Source organism: Streptomyces marinisediminis (genome assembly GCF_026262575.1).
Lineage (GTDB): Bacteria > Actinomycetota > Actinomycetes > Streptomycetales > Streptomycetaceae > Streptomyces > Streptomyces marinisediminis.
Genome location: NZ_JAPKFL010000050.1, coordinates 1 through 14,599 on the forward strand (window position 1 = coordinate 1; position 14,599 = coordinate 14,599).

Consider the following 14,599-nt stretch of genomic DNA (forward strand, 5'->3'; position numbering starts at 1 on the left):
GTGTAATCGGGCATTTCGGCATTCAAGGAGAAGCTACAGTACGCAAAATGGCGACTGCGTCAGGACCCATCACCGAATTGACGGCAGGATTGGACCTCCAGGACTCCAAGGAGCGGCGCAGCACGGTCATCACTCTCAGCGCCGACGGGTGGTCCGCCATCGCCACTGCCGTCAAGACAGGCGCCTTCGACGCACGGAACCTCTGAGCTGCCCGAAGCTCAGTCCGTCCACCGCTCGAACGTAGCCTCCCCGCCGCCCGAGAGTGGCGGGGAGGGGCTGGCTCAGGGTGCGGGTGCGGTGGAGGGGGTCGTCTGGGTCAGGACGCACTGCCAGCCGGTGCCGTGGCGGACGAAGACGTCGGTGGACCACTCGTCGGCGACGTGCCGCTCGCCCCGCTGGTAGGCGGTGGTCGTGACGCGGGCGGTGAACGTCGCGGCGGTGTCGAAGGCGCGGACGCGGGCGGGTGAGACCAGGCTCATCGCCGCGTGGCTGAGGGTGCCGGAGCGGACGAGGTCCAGGAACTCCTCGCGGGTGGTCACGCCGGAGCCGGAGATGTGCGCCCAGTCGTCGGCCAGGTAGGTGGCGATGCGGTCGGCGTCGTTGGAGACGACGGCCTCCGCCCACCGGTCGGCGAGCAGCGCCACCTGGGCCTGCGCGTCCTCCGTGGACCGCAGCCGCGCTTCCTCCACGTCACCGCTCATCGACACAGCGTATCCGGTGGCCGGCGCCGGGCGTCTCGGCGGCGGTCCGGCGCGGCCCCGCCGGCCGGCGCCCCGGCGGGGCGCGGTCTCGCTCCGGGGCGCGGGGCGTCCAGCGGGAGGCTTTCGGCCCGGGGCCGGGTGCCGGGGCGTGCCCGCCGAGCGGGCGGGGGCGGCGCCCGGGGGTGGAGCCGCCGTCGTCCGGGTGGCCGGGGAGAATGGGCGCATGGCACGGCAGAGGAACGAGTTCGCCTGCCCCTGCGGGCGGGGCGCGGGATACGAGGCGTGTTGCGGGCGGCTGCACCGGGGGGCGGCGCGGGCGGCGACGCCGGAGGAGCTGATGCGCTCGCGGTTCAGCGCGTTCGCGGTCGGGGACGCCGGGTACCTGCTGCGCACCTGGCACCCGCGCACCCGTCCGGCCCGGCTCGACCTCGACCCGGAACAGCGCTGGCTCCGCCTGGACGTGCTGGGCGGCACCGACGGCGGCCCCTTCGGCACCGAGGGCACCGTGGAGTTCCGCGCCCACTACGCCGCCCACGGCGCCCCGGGCACCCTGCACGAGCGCAGCCGCTTCACGCGGCACGAGGGCGCCTGGGTGTACGTGGACGGCGTCATCGGCGACTGAGGCGGCTGAGACGGCTGAGGCTCCGGTGGCGCCCGGAGCCCGCGTCCCCGGGGGCGTGCCCGCCCGGTTCAGCGGTCGGCGAGCGCCAGTTGCGCGCCCAGTCCCACGAAGGCCGCGGCGAAGGTACGGCGCATCCAGGCGAGCACCTTGGGGCGGCTGACGACGTGGTCGCGGACGGCGGCGGCGAAGGCGCCGTAGCCCGCGAACACGACGAACGTCATGACCATGAAGACGGCCGACAGTTCCAGCATGCGCGGCAGCGTGTGCGCGGCGTCCACCGGCACGAACTGGGGCAGGAACGCCAGGAAGAAGATCGACAGCTTCGGGTTGAGGACGTTGACCAGGACGGCCGTGCCCACCACGCCGGCCGTCGACCGCTCCTGCCGCGCTCCCTCGGTGTCCAGGCGCAGCGTGCCCCGCTCGCGCACGGCCTGCCAGGCGAGGAAGAGCAGGTAGGCGACGCCGGCCCACTTGAGCGCGGCGAAGGCGACGGCGCTGGTGTGCAGCACCGCGGCGAGCCCCGCCACGGCCGCGACCAGGTGGGGGACGACGCCGAGCGTGCAGCCGAAGGCCGCGACGGCGGACATCCGCAGCCCGCGCGTGAGGCCGGTCGCGACGGTGTAGACGGCGCCGGTGCCGGGCGAGGCCACGACGACGAACGCGGTGAGGAGGAATTCGACGCTCATGGGACGGCGGGCTCCTTCGGCCGTGCGGGTGACCCCGTCACTGTGCCAGGCGCGCGCCCGGCGCGCACCTGATATGCGCGCGCCCCTCACGCGCCCCCGCCAACCCGCGCACGCTCCCGTCCGCACGCGCCCGGTCGGCGGCGTCGGTCCCGGGCCGCTCAGGTGTTGAGCCGCCAGATCGCCAGGTTGAGCGCCGCGGCGTAGGAGACCCACAGGGCGTAGGGGACGAGCAGGAGCGCGGCCGGGCGGTGGACGCGGGCGAAGGTGGCCAGGGTGCCGGCGAGGGCGGCCAGCAGCAGACAGATGTCGAGGAAGGCCAGCCCGTACCGGCCCGCGGCGAAGAACAGCGGGGTCCAGGCCAGGTTGAGGACGAGCTGCGCGCCCCACCAGGCGAGCTGGGGCCGGACCGCCGCCAGGGGACGGCCGCGCAGGACGAGCCACGCGGCGACGGCGATCGTCGCGTAGAGCACCGTCCACACCGGCCCGAACAGCCAGCCGGGCGGGGCCCAGGCGGGACGCTCCAGGGCGGCGTAGGTGTCGCCCGCGTCGGCGGCGGCCACGGCACCGAGCGCGGCGACGGCGTAGCACAGGCCCAGCAGCAGGAGCAGGAGGGGCCAGCCCGCCCCCGCGCGGCGGGGGCGCGGCGGGGGGTGGCGCTCGGTGTGCGTCACGGGTGTCGTCCTTCCGGGCGCTGCGGGGCCGCGAGGCCGGCCCTCCGCTGACCGTGTGACCGCTTCGGCGGGCGCTCTAACCCCCCGGTCCCGCGCCGGAGCCGGCGTCCGCGCCGCCACCGCCGCCCGGACGGCCGTCACCTCGACCCCACCGCCCCCGGCCCGGCTGCGGCCGCGCCGGGGCGCCCGGGTCAGCCCACCCGGTCGGCCAGCTCGGTGAACTCGGGCCAGGACAGCTTCGGATCGGCCGGGTTCCACAGTTTCTGCGCCGTCGCGGCCAGGGGCAGGCGGATGCCGTCGGCGACCTCCTGCGCGGTCTGGGAGTCGGCCAGGTCGCACCAGACGGCGAAGCGGCCGCCGAGGACGCGGTCGGCGCCGGCGTACCGGTCGGGGACGGGTTCGCTGCCGCGCAGCACGTCGGGCGTCCACTCCGCGTAGATCGCCTCGCCGGTGGGGTAGGTGAACTCGTTCGGCTCGCCCAGGACGTAGTACAGGTACTGGCTGTTGAGGTTGACCAGGTCCCAGCCCTCGGCCAGGTAGGACACCGGTTCGCGGGCGCCGATCTCGCGCCCGGTCCAGTAGGTGACCTCGCGCGGGGTGCTGGGGCGCACCTCACCCCCCTCGTGCATGCCGTCGTTCCACACCTGCGGCGTCTTGTCGTGGGCGACGACGGTGGCCGCGCGGTCGTTGAGCCAGCCGGTGGCCAGGTCCTCGATGTCGGCGTCCGGCCCGTGCTCCTTCTCGGCCGCCCGCTGGAGCGTGGGGAAGGACGCGGCCGGGTCCGAGCGGAAGAGCGGGGCGTACTCGTCGCCGCCGAGGTGGAACCAGCGGCCGGGGAAGAGGGGCGCGAACTCGTCCAGCAGGTCGTCGAGCACCTCCGCGGCGCGCGGGTCGGAGATGTCGATGGCGCCGCGCACGGGGTCGCCGTCGGCGTCGCTGAGCTGGAGTTCGGGGTAGGCGTCCAGGACGGCGCCCAGGTGGCCCGGGGAGTCGATCTCGGGGACGACGGTGATGTGCAGCGAGTTCGCCAGCTCGACCAGCTCGCGGACCTCGTCCTTGGTGAGATGCTGCTCGGAGACGATCTCCGGGTGCGTCTCGCTCGCGATGCGGAAGCCCTGGTCGTCGGCGAAGTGCAGGTGGAGCTGGTTGAGCTTGAGGTCCGCCATCTCGCGGATGCGGTCCTTGAGCCAGTCGGCGCTGAAGTGCTTGCGCGCGGTGTCGACGAGCAGGCCGCGCTGCGGGCGGTCGGGCCGGTCGCGTATCTCGCCCTCGGGCACGTAGTCGCGGTCGCGCAGGGTCTGCAGCAGGGTCCGGGTGCCGTAGAACACCCCGGCGTCGGAGCTGCCGGTGATCTCCACCCGGCCGTCGCCGGTGGTGAGGGTGTACGCCTCGCGCCCGCCCTCGGCGTCCTCGTCGACGGTCAGCTCGACGTCGCCCGCGCGGGCGGGGCCCTCCGCGCTCTCGACGTCGAGCTCGCGGGCGAGCAGCCGGGCCTCGTCGGCGAGCGGGCCGTCGGGGTCGGCGACGATCCGGGTGCCGCCGGTGGGCTCCCAGCCGGGCCCCCGGGCCGGTTGCCAGTCGCGTATCGCGGGTATGGAGCGCGGCTGCGGCGCGGGCCGGGGCGCGCGCGGGGAGTGCGTCTCGGTGGCGGCCGGTCCGGTGGGCAGGTCGCGGCCGGGCCCCGTCTCCTCCTCGCCGGAGCGGGTGAGGGAGAACACCGTGCCGGCGGCGAGGGTGAACAGCACGACGCCCACGAGGGCGTAGCGCTGGCGTGCCCGCCGCACCTGCTCGGGGTGACGCTCGTCCGTGCGGCGTCCTGGGGGCTGTGCGCGTCGCTTTCCGGCCATGCACCGCACTGTAGGTGCGGACGCGGCGGTTCGCGCGCGCGTTCGGTGGGTGGCAGAGGGCGCGCGGGCGGGGCCCGGCCCCGGGACCGCCCGCGCGTCCCGGGCGCCGCGCGGCGTCGACCCAGGGCGGGCGGCACCACGCACCCGGGGCCCACACCGCGACCCGGCGCCCCGTTCGGGTGAAATTCGCGCATCCGTCGGAGGGTGTACCGTCTCGCCCGTTACGGTGGGCACGCCACACCCCTCTCCACCGCCCCACGTCACCCCGAGGAGCCCATGCGCCTGCCCGCCCAGTGCGGCCCGCGCACGCCGCTCGACCGGCTGAACACCGCGTCCACCGACGCGGCCGTGGCCGCGCTGCTCGCCTGCTGCGGCAGCCTGCGCTGGGCCCGCCTCCTGGCCGATCACCGTCCGTATCCGGACGCGTGCGCCGTGCTCGCGGCGGCCGAGGAGGCCAGTTACGACCTGCGGGAGTCGGACGTCGTCGAGGCGCTGGCCGCGGAGTCCGCGGCGCGCCTCCCGGTGCGCGAGGGCCCCGGCGCGCAGGCCGCGCACACCGCGCTGCGGGCGGCGCTGGCCGCCTACGAGAGCCGGTTCGGTCACGCGTTCGTGGTGTGCCTGGACACCCTTCCGCCCGGTGAGCGGCTGGACCACACGCTGTACGCGCTGCGCGCCCGGCTGGGGCACGCACCGGAGACCGAGCGCGCCGTCGCCGGGGACGAGCTGCGCCGGCTCGCACAGTCCCGCCTGCGCGCGCTGCTCACCCCCGCCGACGCCCCACCCCGGCACGGCCCGTCCGGCGCCCACGGCCCGGCGGGCGCCCACGGCCCGGCGGGCGCCCACGGCCCGGCGGGCGCCCACGGCCCGGCGGGCGACGCCGGGGCCGGGGGCGGGCACGCCGGGGCCGGGGGCGGGCACAGCGGGGCCGGGCGCGTCACGCCGCGTAATCCGTCCGTGCCTGATTGATCACACCTTTGCCCCCCACGCAAGGGAACCGACAGGGCGTCGCTACCATGGCGGCGGCCGGTGGACCGTACCCGGCCGGGCCCGACCGACATAGAAGCCGGCAGGCCCTTTCCCCGCTCCCGGAGGGTTTTTCCGTGCCGGCTGGAACGCTGTACCGCGGCCGGGAAGGCATGTGGTCCTGGGTGGCTCACCGAGTCACCGGCGTCCTCATCTTCTTCTTCCTGTTCGTGCATGTCCTCGACACCGCTCTCGTGCGCGTCTCGCCCGAGGCCTACGACGAGACGATCGCCGTCTACAAGAACCCCGTTGTCGCCCTGATGGAGTACGGCCTGGTGGCCGCCGTCCTGTTCCACGCGCTCAACGGCCTGCGCGTCGTCGCCGTGGACTTCTGGTCCAAGGGCACCCGGTACCAGAAGCACATGCTGTGGACCGTCGTCGGGCTGTGGGCCGTCCTGATGGCCGGCGCCTTCTGGCCCGTCCTCGCGCACGCGTTCCACCAAGTGTTCGGGAGCTGATTGGCGATGTCCGTGATCCTCGACTCGAACGACAACCGTCCCTCCGTGGACAACCCGGCTCCCGTCATCGAGCCGCCGCGGGCCCGTACCTCCCGTACGCCGAAGACCACCCGCGGCAACTTCGAGCTGTACGGCTGGATCTTCATGCGGCTGTCCGGCATTCTGCTGGTCATCCTCGTCATCGGCCACCTGCTGATCCAGCTCGTGCTGGACGGCGGCGTCTCCAAGGTGAGCTTCGCCTTCGTGGCGGGGCGCTGGGCGTCCCCGTTCTGGATGACGTGGGACCTGCTCATGCTGTGGCTGGCGATGCTGCACGGCGGCAACGGCCTGCGCACGATCATCAACGACTACGCCGAGCGGGCGAACACCCGCTTCTGGCTGAAGATGCTGCTGTACACCGCGACGGTGTTCACCATCCTCCTGGGCACGCTGGTGATCTTCACCTTCGACCCGAACATCGGCTGAGGGCTGAGGTAACACGCTGATGAAGATCCACAAGTACGACACCGTCATCGTCGGCGCCGGCGGCGCGGGCATGCGGGCGGCCATCGAGTCCACCAAGCGGTGCCGCACCGCCGTCCTCACCAAGCTGTACCCGACGCGTTCGCACACCGGCGCCGCCCAGGGCGGCATGGCCGCGGCCCTGGCGAACGTCGAGGAGGACAACTGGGAGTGGCACACCTTCGACACGGTCAAGGGCGGTGACTACCTGGTCGACCAGGACGCCGCCGAGATCCTGGCGAAGGAGGCCATCGACGCCGTCCTCGACCTGGAGAAGATGGGCCTGCCGTTCAACCGGACGCCCGACGGCACCATCGACCAGCGCCGCTTCGGCGGCCACAGCCGCAACCACGGCGAGGCGCCGGTGCGCCGCTCGTGCTACGCGGCCGACCGCACCGGGCACATGATCCTCCAGACGCTGTACCAGAACTGCGTCAAGGAGGGCGTGGAGTTCTTCAACGAGTTCTACGTGCTGGACCTGCTGCTGCGCGACGTGGACGGGGTGCGCAAGACCGCCGGCGTCGTCGCCTACGAGCTGGCCACCGGCGAGATCCACGTCTTCCAGGCCAAGGCGGTCGTCTTCGCCTCCGGCGGCAACGGCAAGTTCTTCAAGGTCTCCTCCAACGCCCACACCCTCACCGGTGACGGGCAGGCCGCCGCGTTCCGGCGCGGGCTGCCGCTGGAGGACATGGAGTTCTTCCAGTTCCACCCGACCGGCATCTGGCGCATGGGCATCCTGCTCACCGAGGGCGCCCGCGGCGAGGGCGGCATCCTGCGCAACAAGGACGGCGAGCGCTTCATGGAGAAGTACGCGCCCGTCATGAAGGACCTCGCCTCGCGCGACGTCGTCTCCCGCTCGATCTACACCGAGATCCGCGAGGGGCGCGGCTGCGGCCCGGAGGGCGACCACGTCTTCCTCGACCTCACCCACCTGCCGCCGGAGCAGCTCGACGCCAAGCTGCCCGACATCACCGAGTTCGCCCGCACCTACCTCGGCATCGAGCCCTACACGGACCCGATCCCGATCCAGCCGACCGCGCACTACGCGATGGGCGGCATCCCCACCAACGTGCAGGGCGAGGTGCTGGCGGACAACACCACCGTCGTGCCCGGCCTGTACGCGGCGGGCGAGGTGGCCTGCGTGTCCGTGCACGGCGCGAACCGGCTGGGCACCAACTCGCTGCTGGACATCAACGTCTTCGGACGCCGGGCGGGCGTCGCGGCCGCCGAGTACGCGGCCACGGCGGAGTACGTCGAGCTGCCCGAGGAGCCGTCGGAGTTCGTGCACACCGAGGTGGAGCGGCTGCGTTCGGCCACCGGCAGCGAGCGCGTCACCGAGATCCGCAAGGCGCTCCAGGACACCATGGACAAGAACGTCATGGTCTTCCGCACCGAGCAGACGCTCAAGGAGGCGGTCGCCGAGATCGGGGCGCTGCGCGAGCGCTACAAGAACGTCAGCGTCCAGGACAAGGGCAGGCGGTTCAACACCGATCTGCTGGAGGCCATCGAGCTGGGCAACCTGCTGGAGCTGGCCGAGGTCACGGCGGTCTCCGCGCTCGCCCGCAAGGAGTCGCGCGGTGGCCACTACCGCGAGGACTACCCGAACCGTGACGACGTCAACTTCATGCGCCACACCATGGCGTACCGCGAGGTCGGCGCCGACGGCACCGAGTCGATCCGGCTGGACTACAAGCCCGTCGTGACGACCCGCTACCAGCCGATGGAGCGTAAGTACTGATGAGCACCCCGACTCTCGACCAGGCCGACACCACCGCCACGGACGCCGCCACCATCACGGCGACGTTCCGCATCCGCCGGTTCAACCCGGAGGTGTCCGCGGAGGCGCTCTGGGAGGACTTCACGATCGAGATCGACCCCAAGGAGCGCGTCCTGGACGCCCTCCACAAGATCAAGTGGGAGCTGGACGGCACGCTGACGTTCCGCCGCTCGTGCGCCCACGGGATCTGCGGGTCGGACGCCATGCGCATCAACGGCCGCAACCGGCTGGCGTGCAAGACGCTGATCAAGGACATCAACCCGGAGAAGCCGATCACCGTGGAGGCCATCAAGGGCCTCACCGTCCTCAAGGACCTGGTGGTCGACATGGAGCCGTTCTTCCAGGCGTACCGGGACGTGATGCCCTTCCTCGTCGCGAACGGCAACGAGCCCACGCGCGAGCGGCTGCAGTCGGCCGAGGACCGCGAGCGGTTCGACGACACCACCAAGTGCATCCTGTGCGCCGCGTGCACGTCGTCCTGCCCGATCTACTGGAACGACGGCCAGTACTTCGGCCCCGCCGCGATCGTCAACGCGCACCGGTTCATCTTCGACTCGCGCGACGACGCGGGCGAGCAGCGCCTGGAGATCCTGAACGACAAGGACGGCGTGTGGCGCTGCCGCACCACGTTCAACTGCACGGACGCCTGCCCGCGCGGCATCGAGGTGACGAAGGCCATCCAGGAGGTCAAGCGCGCCCTGATCACGCGCCGCTTCTGACGGCCACGGCACGCCGCCGGGCGAGCCGCGACCGACGGGCCCCGGGCCCCGCACGCACGCGGGGCCCGGGGCCCGTCGCGCTGTCCGGGGCGCCACGCCGCGCCCCGGGGGACGGTGCCGCCCGGGGGACGGTGCGGCGCGCGCGGCTCCTCACGCCGCCGGTCGCCGTGCTCGACCGGTGTGCGGGGGGCCACGTCCGCCACGTCCGCCGGGGCCTGCCGGGCCCAGGCGGGGGCGGTCAACCTGGGCGGGGCGGCGCGCGTCTTGACGGCAGGGGCAGGACGGCAGGGGCAGGACGGCAGGGGCAGGACGGCAGGGGGGGAGGGACGTATGGCGGGGCAGGGCACGCGCCGGGGCGCGGCGCTGGCGGTGGCGGCCGTGGTCGCCGCGGCGCTGGCGCTCGCGCTGCGGCGACGGCCGGAGCGCGCGGCGACCGCCGGCGCGCCGCCCGCCGCGCCGCCGCCCCTGGAGTACCGGCACCCGCGGCGCGGCCGCCTGTACGCGAGCGCCGTGCTCGTCTGCTGCATCGGCGCGGCGGGCTGGGCGGGCTGCGCGGCGACCGACTCCGCGCACGGCGCCGACCGGCCGCTGTCGGCCACCGCCTGGCTGTCCGGTGCCCTGCTGCCGCTCCTGCTGCACCGCGCGGGCGCCCGCACCGTGCTGGACTCCGGGGGCCTGTGGACGCGCGGCGGGCTCGCGCCGCGCCCGCACCGGGTCGCGTGGCCGCAGGTGCGCGAGGTCACCACCGACCTGGCACACCGGCCGGACGGCGCCGTGCACCGCATCGTCGTCGTCCGCACCGACGGACGGCACGTGCCGCTCGCGGTGCCCCAGACGCGCGCGTGGCGACCGGACGGCGCGGCGGTCCTGCACACCGAGCACGCCCGCGTCGTAGCCCACTGGCAGGCGGCCACCCGAGCCCACGCCACCCAGCCCCCCGACCCCGGCCCAAGCCCGACGAAGCCCACCCCCCGTGCGAAGCCCGGAGGCCAGGAGCCCTGCCGACAGCCCAGCGTGGCGCCGCAGGACGGGAGGCGCGCGTAGCCGCAGTCGGGAAAGCCGTCCGCGCTTCCGTCTGCGGGACTGAGCCGAGGGCAGCCCCGGTGCCTTTCACGCCACGTGTATCCGCCTCACTCGTCAGCGCGGGGGACGGGTACCCCGAGGCGGTCGGAGACGAGTGCCAACCAGCTCCTCCCCGTGTGCGGCGGCGGCGGATCGACTTCCATGCCGAGCTCGGCCAGCCCCAGCACGCATTCGTTCTCGGCCAGGTCGAGGGAGAGCAATTCGACCACCTCACCCCGCACACGGGCGATGACCTGGGCGTCAGTACCACGCACATAGTCGGTGAGGGCCGCGGCGTGGCTGGGGAACTCGTCCGGCATGTCTTGCGAGAACCAGCCGCCGAGAAGTTGGGCCAGCTCCGGAAAACGGGCGTGCCACTCCCAGTGGGTACGCGGTGGTCCGGGGGGCGGCACCTCGCCGTTCAGGATGCAGGACTTGAGGTGATCGGCGATGACGAGGAGCCACTGCTGCACGTGCGTCTCAGGGATACCGACGTCCGGCACGGGATAGAACTCACCGAGCTTGAGTTTCAGTCGGCCCGGAGGGTTGTGTACATAGGCGCGGATCTGCTCCTCGGCCACGCCGATAGTCCACGGGCGGCTGTGCCAAGCATGCCGAAGAAAGGCCTCCAACGCACTGCTGCGGTGTTCGGGGGTGTCGTCGGCGTCCTGCCCGATGTAGGCACGGACGACTTGATCCAACTCTCCGTACTTGCGATCGTGCTGAAGCGGTTGCATGGGCAGCGGTATGCCTTACAGGTAGATCGGAAGCGTGGTCAGCACGCGAAAGCCGTGCGGCTGGTCTGCGTCACGCTTGAGGACGACCCGCGCCGCGTGCACATCCACGGCATCCCGACCAGCAAGCATCATTGCGTCCAGCAGCACCCGCCCGACCGGAGGCCTCGACGGCCACGCCGCCTCGATGGCCAACCGTTGCCGAGTACCCTGGGCCAGCCACCGGTGGATGACCTGCTCGTTTCGGGTCACGACCTCCTGCGTGCACCACTGCGCCGTCTCTCGGTCGGGGTAGCTGGATGCGCGCCCAAGCATCAATCCTCCTCACAACGCCAGCCGATAAAGATTTCGTCGTCGGAAACAGCGATAATACACAAGTCCATGACGGACGAGGCCACGACGTTGACATGGTATGACCCGGAAAAGCAGGATTCTGGAGCCCCGTCTTCGGCGGCCCCGTGATTTGTGAAGAACGAGGCGCAGTCACCGAAAGCTGAGAAGATAGAGGCGATGCAGTTTTCGATGGACATCGCCGTCTCGACCGAAAGCGAGGCCGGTCCGTAGATAAGTGAACCTCCAGCGATAAACCGTAGAACGTTCATCGCAGCACCCTTGGACACATTCAGGAGATTCTCGCACAGATCAGCAGTCGAGACTCCCAAAAGTTCTGCACGGCGGCGCAGAACGCCTACATCCGGGTCGGCGGGCGCGAAAGTGACGGCCTTTACGACGTCTTCTCTCCAGTCGGAAGCCTCGCGTTTGACGTGACGGAGGAAAACTTGACCATCACGAAATGCCTGTTCGGCGTCTTGGGGCAGTTCAATATCTTTCATGCGGAGACCAGATCCCGACTGGGCAACGTTTCACGGCGTCGTCGGCATGGACGTATACACGACGAAAGGAGGGTCGATATCATGCTTGTACTTCAGTACGACCTGAACACTGTGCGAGTCCTGTGCCTGAGTTTCTCCAGCTTGCATCGTCCGACCGGTAGAGTAATCAAACCGTACCGGATCGAGCGGCAGGACGGAATTATCTTTCCGTGGCCTGGAAAGCCACTTTTCGATCTTCTCTGGGTTGTTGACTCCTTTATTGAAGTCTCCCGTCCCACTGGAAGATGCGGAAGGCCCTATGTAATCGATAGCGTCCTGAGTGGTACGCTGGGCCGTGCTCAGGTCCGGGAACGTTGACGCTGCCTTGATTCCCGGCTGGTCCCGCAGCCGCTGCGCCAGCTGTTCGTCACTCTTTCCAACATGTTTGTCGATTACGTGGCTTCCGTGTAACTCCTCTTGGCTTGCCAGGTCTATGGAATAGAAGTGATTCTCGCGGCTTTCTCCTTGGACGCTGTAGTGATGCTCTGGCTTGAATTCTCTTACAGAGCGGGCGCCATAGAACTGTGAACGGGCGGTCTGCGCCTCGAACGTAGGCGCACTGAGGGCTGCCTCTTCCAGAGCAGGCAGTAAGCTGCGGATCTTGGTAGCTTGTGATGCTACGCGATTGGTGTACGCGGCCTTGGCGGCTTCCAGGGCGGCGGTTTCCAGGTTGAGTGTTATACCGGTGGATAAGCTCTTCCCTGCATTGAACAACGTTTTGCCGATCTTCTTGACGTCATCGAGCCCGATACCGTCACGCACGTCCGGCAGAGCGTCCCAAACCGCTTCGTAATAGACCTTCCGCATCTCCTCTCGGACGATGCGTGCCGCCTCTGAGTAGTCCTGGAGGGCCAGTTGCAACCCTACGGCAGTGTCGTGCAGCACCGAGAAGACCGGTTCCGTACGCCCCCGGTCGGAGGGGCTGTCATGCTTCCAGTCGTAACCTGCAGTATTTTGCCCCCACGCGGTCGTTCCCCACAAGGCGCTACAGAAAGCACGCATGGCCTTGTACCACTCGCTGTTGGACTGGTCAGTAATGTTGTTCACCGCACCCACGAAGCCGCTGGAGGCTCGACCGAGGGAGGTAATTGGCCACTGCCACGCCATCGCGATCGCGTGAAGGTTCAGGTAGTGAGGGAGTGGCATGATGTCTGCCGCGTCACCCCATCGGCAATAGTGCTCAAGGACGGGGCGGAATACCGCCCATAGACCGGTCTCGATTCCGTCGAGCACGGAGGAGACGAAGCCGTCGTCGCCGCTCTTGTTCCACGACAACGGGGTGATACCGGGGTACGCCGGTACCGTACGAATGACGTCTGGCTCGGGGCGGGTCACCGCCGGAACGCTGTTCTTGGGATCCGTCGCGCCGTTCGCTTGGACGTAGTTGTTAGCGGTCACCGTGAAACCGACGGCCGCACCGCCGAGGCTCACCACGCTTTTCGCGTAGACTTCGAGAAATCTTTCGGCCACTTCCTCGTACGCTTTCGCGAAGTCCTGCGGAGCCGCCCCGGCGCCCCCCGCTTCAGTGTAATCACCCAGGTCTCGGAGGAACGGGGCAATCGCGTTGTGTACGCTGCCCTGAAGCACGGCGACCGTGGCGGAGACGCTGTACAGGTTCGAGGGCTGTACGTCGAACCCACCGGTTTGGGGGGTGTCGGCGGGGGCGGCCTGGGGACGGGTCGTACTCACGTGGCGGAGAGGCACTGCCCCCATGCTCACCGTAGGTTCCGGGCTGAGTGGCATGAGGCTGTAGATCGGTGACGTGCCCATCAGGCACCGCGCCAGCCACTGACCACCGCGCGGTGGGCGGCGCCGTAATTGATCTGCCCGTTCACGACGACTTCGTGCAGCCAGGCTTGCGCGCCCTCCAGGTCCTGCATGGCTCTATCCCACTTGTCGAGAGTGTCCACGAACATGTCGCGCGCCTCTCCCTCCCAGGCGAGGACGACCTTCTCCGTGCGGTCATAAAGCGCGTTCAGCTTCTCGTTGACCTGGCGAAGAATTTCCTCCAGCTCACTGGCAACGTTCTGCAAGCCCTGGAAGTCCACGGCTATCTCATCGTCGTGCATGGCCATGGCCCCCTCGCCATCGTCACAGATCCGAAATTGCGCTTCGCGGGACACTTGTTTCCCGCACAGATGTGCTCGTCACGGTGAAAATATCGTTCTCCTCTGGCACGGTGGCCTGGATACGCCGGAAGCGCTCCAACGTTTCCAGTTCCTGGGTCGTGAAGCCGTCACGGCTCATCCGAACGGCTTCCTCGATGAGCATCAGGCTCTTCCGAATCGCCACGGCGTCGTCGTTCACGCCGGCCTGTAGATCCTTGTACGCCCGTGCCGCCGAACCTCGCCACCCCGTCTCGACACGGTCGACGATGTTGTTGAGTCGCTCGATCTGCTGGTGCAAGTGCTTCTGCATGTCGTCCAGGTCCGAAGCGAGAGCGGTAAGTTCCTCGTGATTCCAGCTCAGGCGGTCGTTCACGTACGGCTCCCCTCCGCCTTCATATGGTGACCGTCTCGTACAGTACGACACCACTGCTTCGCAGTGTCAGCATGCCCGGGCTCCTGGCCGGGTACGGCGGTGGAGCGGTCTACCCGGTCGGCAGGTCACGCGGCTTCCGGCGAAGCGAGCTCGCTGTCGTGGTCGCAGTAATGACTTCTTCGGGACGCCCGGCGAGGCCGTGTCCGCCAGCGGCGGCGCTACCTGGACTCGGCACCTCCCACGGGAAGCGTGGCTCTCACTCCGGTTCGGTGGGCAGATTCCGTCTCGTTCGCCGTCACGGGCCTGGACGGCGGTTCAGTCCGCGCCGACCACTTTCGAAGCCAGTGGAACAGTTCGCATCGTTGCCCAGTGCCGGGCTCAGTGCGTCTCAGCACGGCCAGGGCCTGCGTTCCTTTCCAGCGCGCAGACCACTGAGTAGTGGGAC

The 14,599-nt window shown here is 70.2% G+C and carries 18 protein-coding genes; 8 read left to right on the forward strand and 10 right to left on the reverse strand.

Annotation, left to right across the window (positions count from 1 at the left end):
• A partial coding sequence (locus OSB71_RS23630) for a hypothetical protein (protein WP_265950841.1) occupies nucleotides 1–206 on the forward strand: 206 nt, incomplete at its 5' end.
• A 75-nt stretch (nucleotides 207–281) separates the two neighbouring features.
• On the opposite strand, the gene OSB71_RS23635 is transcribed toward OSB71_RS23630, so the two are convergent.
• Entirely contained in the window at nucleotides 282–701 is a 420-nt protein-coding gene (locus OSB71_RS23635; RefSeq protein WP_265950842.1) for a nuclear transport factor 2 family protein, read from the reverse strand.
• 223 nt (nucleotides 702–924) lie between these two features.
• On the opposite strand from OSB71_RS23635, the gene OSB71_RS23640 reads away from it, so the two are divergent.
• Nucleotides 925–1,323 carry a YchJ family protein gene (locus OSB71_RS23640; RefSeq protein ID WP_265950843.1) on the forward strand — a complete coding sequence of 133 codons (399 nt, stop codon included), beginning with the start codon at nucleotides 925–927 and terminating at the stop codon, nucleotides 1,321–1,323.
• A 68-nt stretch (nucleotides 1,324–1,391) separates the two neighbouring features.
• Here the strand turns inward: OSB71_RS23640 and OSB71_RS23645 are convergent, their stop codons facing one another.
• The 3 genes from OSB71_RS23645 to OSB71_RS23655 form a co-directional block, all read right to left on the reverse strand.
• Nucleotides 1,392–2,009, reverse strand: coding sequence for a LysE family translocator (locus OSB71_RS23645; protein ID WP_265950844.1), 618 nt, complete (start codon nucleotides 2,007–2,009; stop codon nucleotides 1,392–1,394).
• Between the two features lie 158 nt (nucleotides 2,010–2,167).
• Nucleotides 2,168–2,680 (reverse strand): TspO/MBR family protein, encoded by a 513-nt coding sequence (locus OSB71_RS23650; protein ID WP_265950845.1) that lies wholly within the window; start codon nucleotides 2,678–2,680, stop codon nucleotides 2,168–2,170.
• Between the two features lie 191 nt (nucleotides 2,681–2,871).
• Nucleotides 2,872–4,527, reverse strand: a complete 1,656-nt coding sequence (locus OSB71_RS23655; RefSeq protein ID WP_265950846.1) for a beta-N-acetylhexosaminidase — start codon at nucleotides 4,525–4,527, stop codon at nucleotides 2,872–2,874.
• 276 nt (nucleotides 4,528–4,803) lie between these two features.
• On the opposite strand from OSB71_RS23655, the gene OSB71_RS23660 reads away from it, so the two are divergent.
• The 6 genes from OSB71_RS23660 (at nucleotide 4,804) to OSB71_RS23685 (ending at nucleotide 10,049) form a co-directional block, all read left to right on the forward strand.
• Complete coding sequence (locus OSB71_RS23660; protein WP_323055342.1) at nucleotides 4,804–5,493, forward strand: 2-oxo-4-hydroxy-4-carboxy-5-ureidoimidazoline decarboxylase; 690 nt, start codon at nucleotides 4,804–4,806, stop codon at nucleotides 5,491–5,493.
• A gap of 134 nt (nucleotides 5,494–5,627) precedes the next feature.
• Entirely contained in the window at nucleotides 5,628–6,008 is a 381-nt protein-coding gene (gene sdhC, locus OSB71_RS23665; RefSeq protein WP_265950847.1) for a succinate dehydrogenase, cytochrome b556 subunit, read from the forward strand.
• A 6-nt stretch (nucleotides 6,009–6,014) separates the two neighbouring features.
• Nucleotides 6,015–6,473, forward strand: a complete 459-nt coding sequence (locus tag OSB71_RS23670) for a succinate dehydrogenase hydrophobic membrane anchor subunit (protein ID WP_265950848.1) — start codon at nucleotides 6,015–6,017, stop codon at nucleotides 6,471–6,473.
• A gap of 19 nt (nucleotides 6,474–6,492) precedes the next feature.
• Entirely contained in the window at nucleotides 6,493–8,247 is a 1,755-nt protein-coding gene (gene sdhA, locus OSB71_RS23675) for a succinate dehydrogenase flavoprotein subunit (protein ID WP_265950849.1), read from the forward strand.
• Nucleotides 8,247–9,005 (forward strand): succinate dehydrogenase iron-sulfur subunit, encoded by a 759-nt coding sequence (locus tag OSB71_RS23680; protein ID WP_265950850.1) that lies wholly within the window; start codon nucleotides 8,247–8,249, stop codon nucleotides 9,003–9,005. The genes sdhA and OSB71_RS23680 overlap by 1 nt, the downstream gene beginning before the upstream one ends.
• A 330-nt stretch (nucleotides 9,006–9,335) precedes the next feature.
• Nucleotides 9,336–10,049, forward strand: coding sequence for a hypothetical protein (locus tag OSB71_RS23685; protein WP_265950851.1), 714 nt, complete (start codon nucleotides 9,336–9,338; stop codon nucleotides 10,047–10,049).
• Nucleotides 10,050–10,135: 86 nt separating this feature from the next.
• Here the strand turns inward: OSB71_RS23685 and OSB71_RS23690 are convergent, their stop codons facing one another.
• The 6 genes from OSB71_RS23690 to OSB71_RS23715 form a co-directional block, all read right to left on the reverse strand.
• Nucleotides 10,136–10,810, reverse strand: coding sequence for a contact-dependent growth inhibition system immunity protein (locus OSB71_RS23690; RefSeq protein ID WP_265950857.1), 675 nt, complete (start codon nucleotides 10,808–10,810; stop codon nucleotides 10,136–10,138).
• A gap of 9 nt (nucleotides 10,811–10,819) precedes the next feature.
• Complete coding sequence (locus OSB71_RS23695; RefSeq protein WP_265950852.1) at nucleotides 10,820–11,116, reverse strand: RNase A-like domain-containing protein; 297 nt, start codon at nucleotides 11,114–11,116, stop codon at nucleotides 10,820–10,822.
• A complete protein-coding gene (locus OSB71_RS23700; protein ID WP_265950853.1) occupies nucleotides 11,116–11,634 on the reverse strand; it encodes a hypothetical protein in 519 nt (172 codons plus the stop codon). Before OSB71_RS23700 ends, OSB71_RS23695 begins: the two co-directional genes overlap by 1 nt.
• 30 nt (nucleotides 11,635–11,664) lie before the next feature.
• Entirely contained in the window at nucleotides 11,665–13,362 is a 1,698-nt protein-coding gene (locus OSB71_RS23705; RefSeq protein ID WP_265950854.1) for an RNase A-like domain-containing protein, read from the reverse strand.
• A gap of 80 nt (nucleotides 13,363–13,442) precedes the next feature.
• Entirely contained in the window at nucleotides 13,443–13,748 is a 306-nt protein-coding gene (locus OSB71_RS23710) for a WXG100 family type VII secretion target (protein WP_265950855.1), read from the reverse strand.
• A gap of 16 nt (nucleotides 13,749–13,764) precedes the next feature.
• Nucleotides 13,765–14,154 carry a WXG100 family type VII secretion target gene (locus tag OSB71_RS23715; protein WP_265950856.1) on the reverse strand — a complete coding sequence of 130 codons (390 nt, stop codon included), beginning with the start codon at nucleotides 14,152–14,154 and terminating at the stop codon, nucleotides 13,765–13,767.
• Between the last annotated feature and the right edge of the window lie 445 nt (nucleotides 14,155–14,599).

Excerpts from the sequence above, each read along its gene's own strand:
- OSB71_RS23635 (WP_265950842.1), bottom strand. The coding sequence starts at position 701 with ATGAGCGGTGACGTGGAGGAAGCGCGGCTGCGGTCCACGGAGGACGCG.
- OSB71_RS23640 (WP_265950843.1), top strand. The coding sequence starts at position 925 with ATGGCACGGCAGAGGAACGAGTTCGCCTGCCCCTGCGGGCGGGGCGCG.
- OSB71_RS23645 (WP_265950844.1), bottom strand. The coding sequence starts at position 2,009 with ATGAGCGTCGAATTCCTCCTCACCGCGTTCGTCGTCGTGGCCTCGCCC.
- OSB71_RS23655 (WP_265950846.1), bottom strand. The coding sequence starts at position 4,527 with ATGGCCGGAAAGCGACGCGCACAGCCCCCAGGACGCCGCACGGACGAG.
- OSB71_RS23660 (WP_323055342.1), top strand. The coding sequence starts at position 4,804 with ATGCGCCTGCCCGCCCAGTGCGGCCCGCGCACGCCGCTCGACCGGCTG.
- OSB71_RS23670 (WP_265950848.1), top strand. The coding sequence starts at position 6,015 with ATGTCCGTGATCCTCGACTCGAACGACAACCGTCCCTCCGTGGACAAC.
- sdhA (WP_265950849.1), top strand. The coding sequence starts at position 6,493 with ATGAAGATCCACAAGTACGACACCGTCATCGTCGGCGCCGGCGGCGCG.
- OSB71_RS23680 (WP_265950850.1), top strand. The coding sequence starts at position 8,247 with ATGAGCACCCCGACTCTCGACCAGGCCGACACCACCGCCACGGACGCC.
- OSB71_RS23685 (WP_265950851.1), top strand. The coding sequence starts at position 9,336 with ATGGCGGGGCAGGGCACGCGCCGGGGCGCGGCGCTGGCGGTGGCGGCC.
- OSB71_RS23695 (WP_265950852.1), bottom strand. The coding sequence starts at position 11,116 with ATGCTTGGGCGCGCATCCAGCTACCCCGACCGAGAGACGGCGCAGTGG.
- OSB71_RS23700 (WP_265950853.1), bottom strand. The coding sequence starts at position 11,634 with ATGAAAGATATTGAACTGCCCCAAGACGCCGAACAGGCATTTCGTGAT.
- OSB71_RS23710 (WP_265950855.1), bottom strand. The coding sequence starts at position 13,748 with ATGGCCATGCACGACGATGAGATAGCCGTGGACTTCCAGGGCTTGCAG.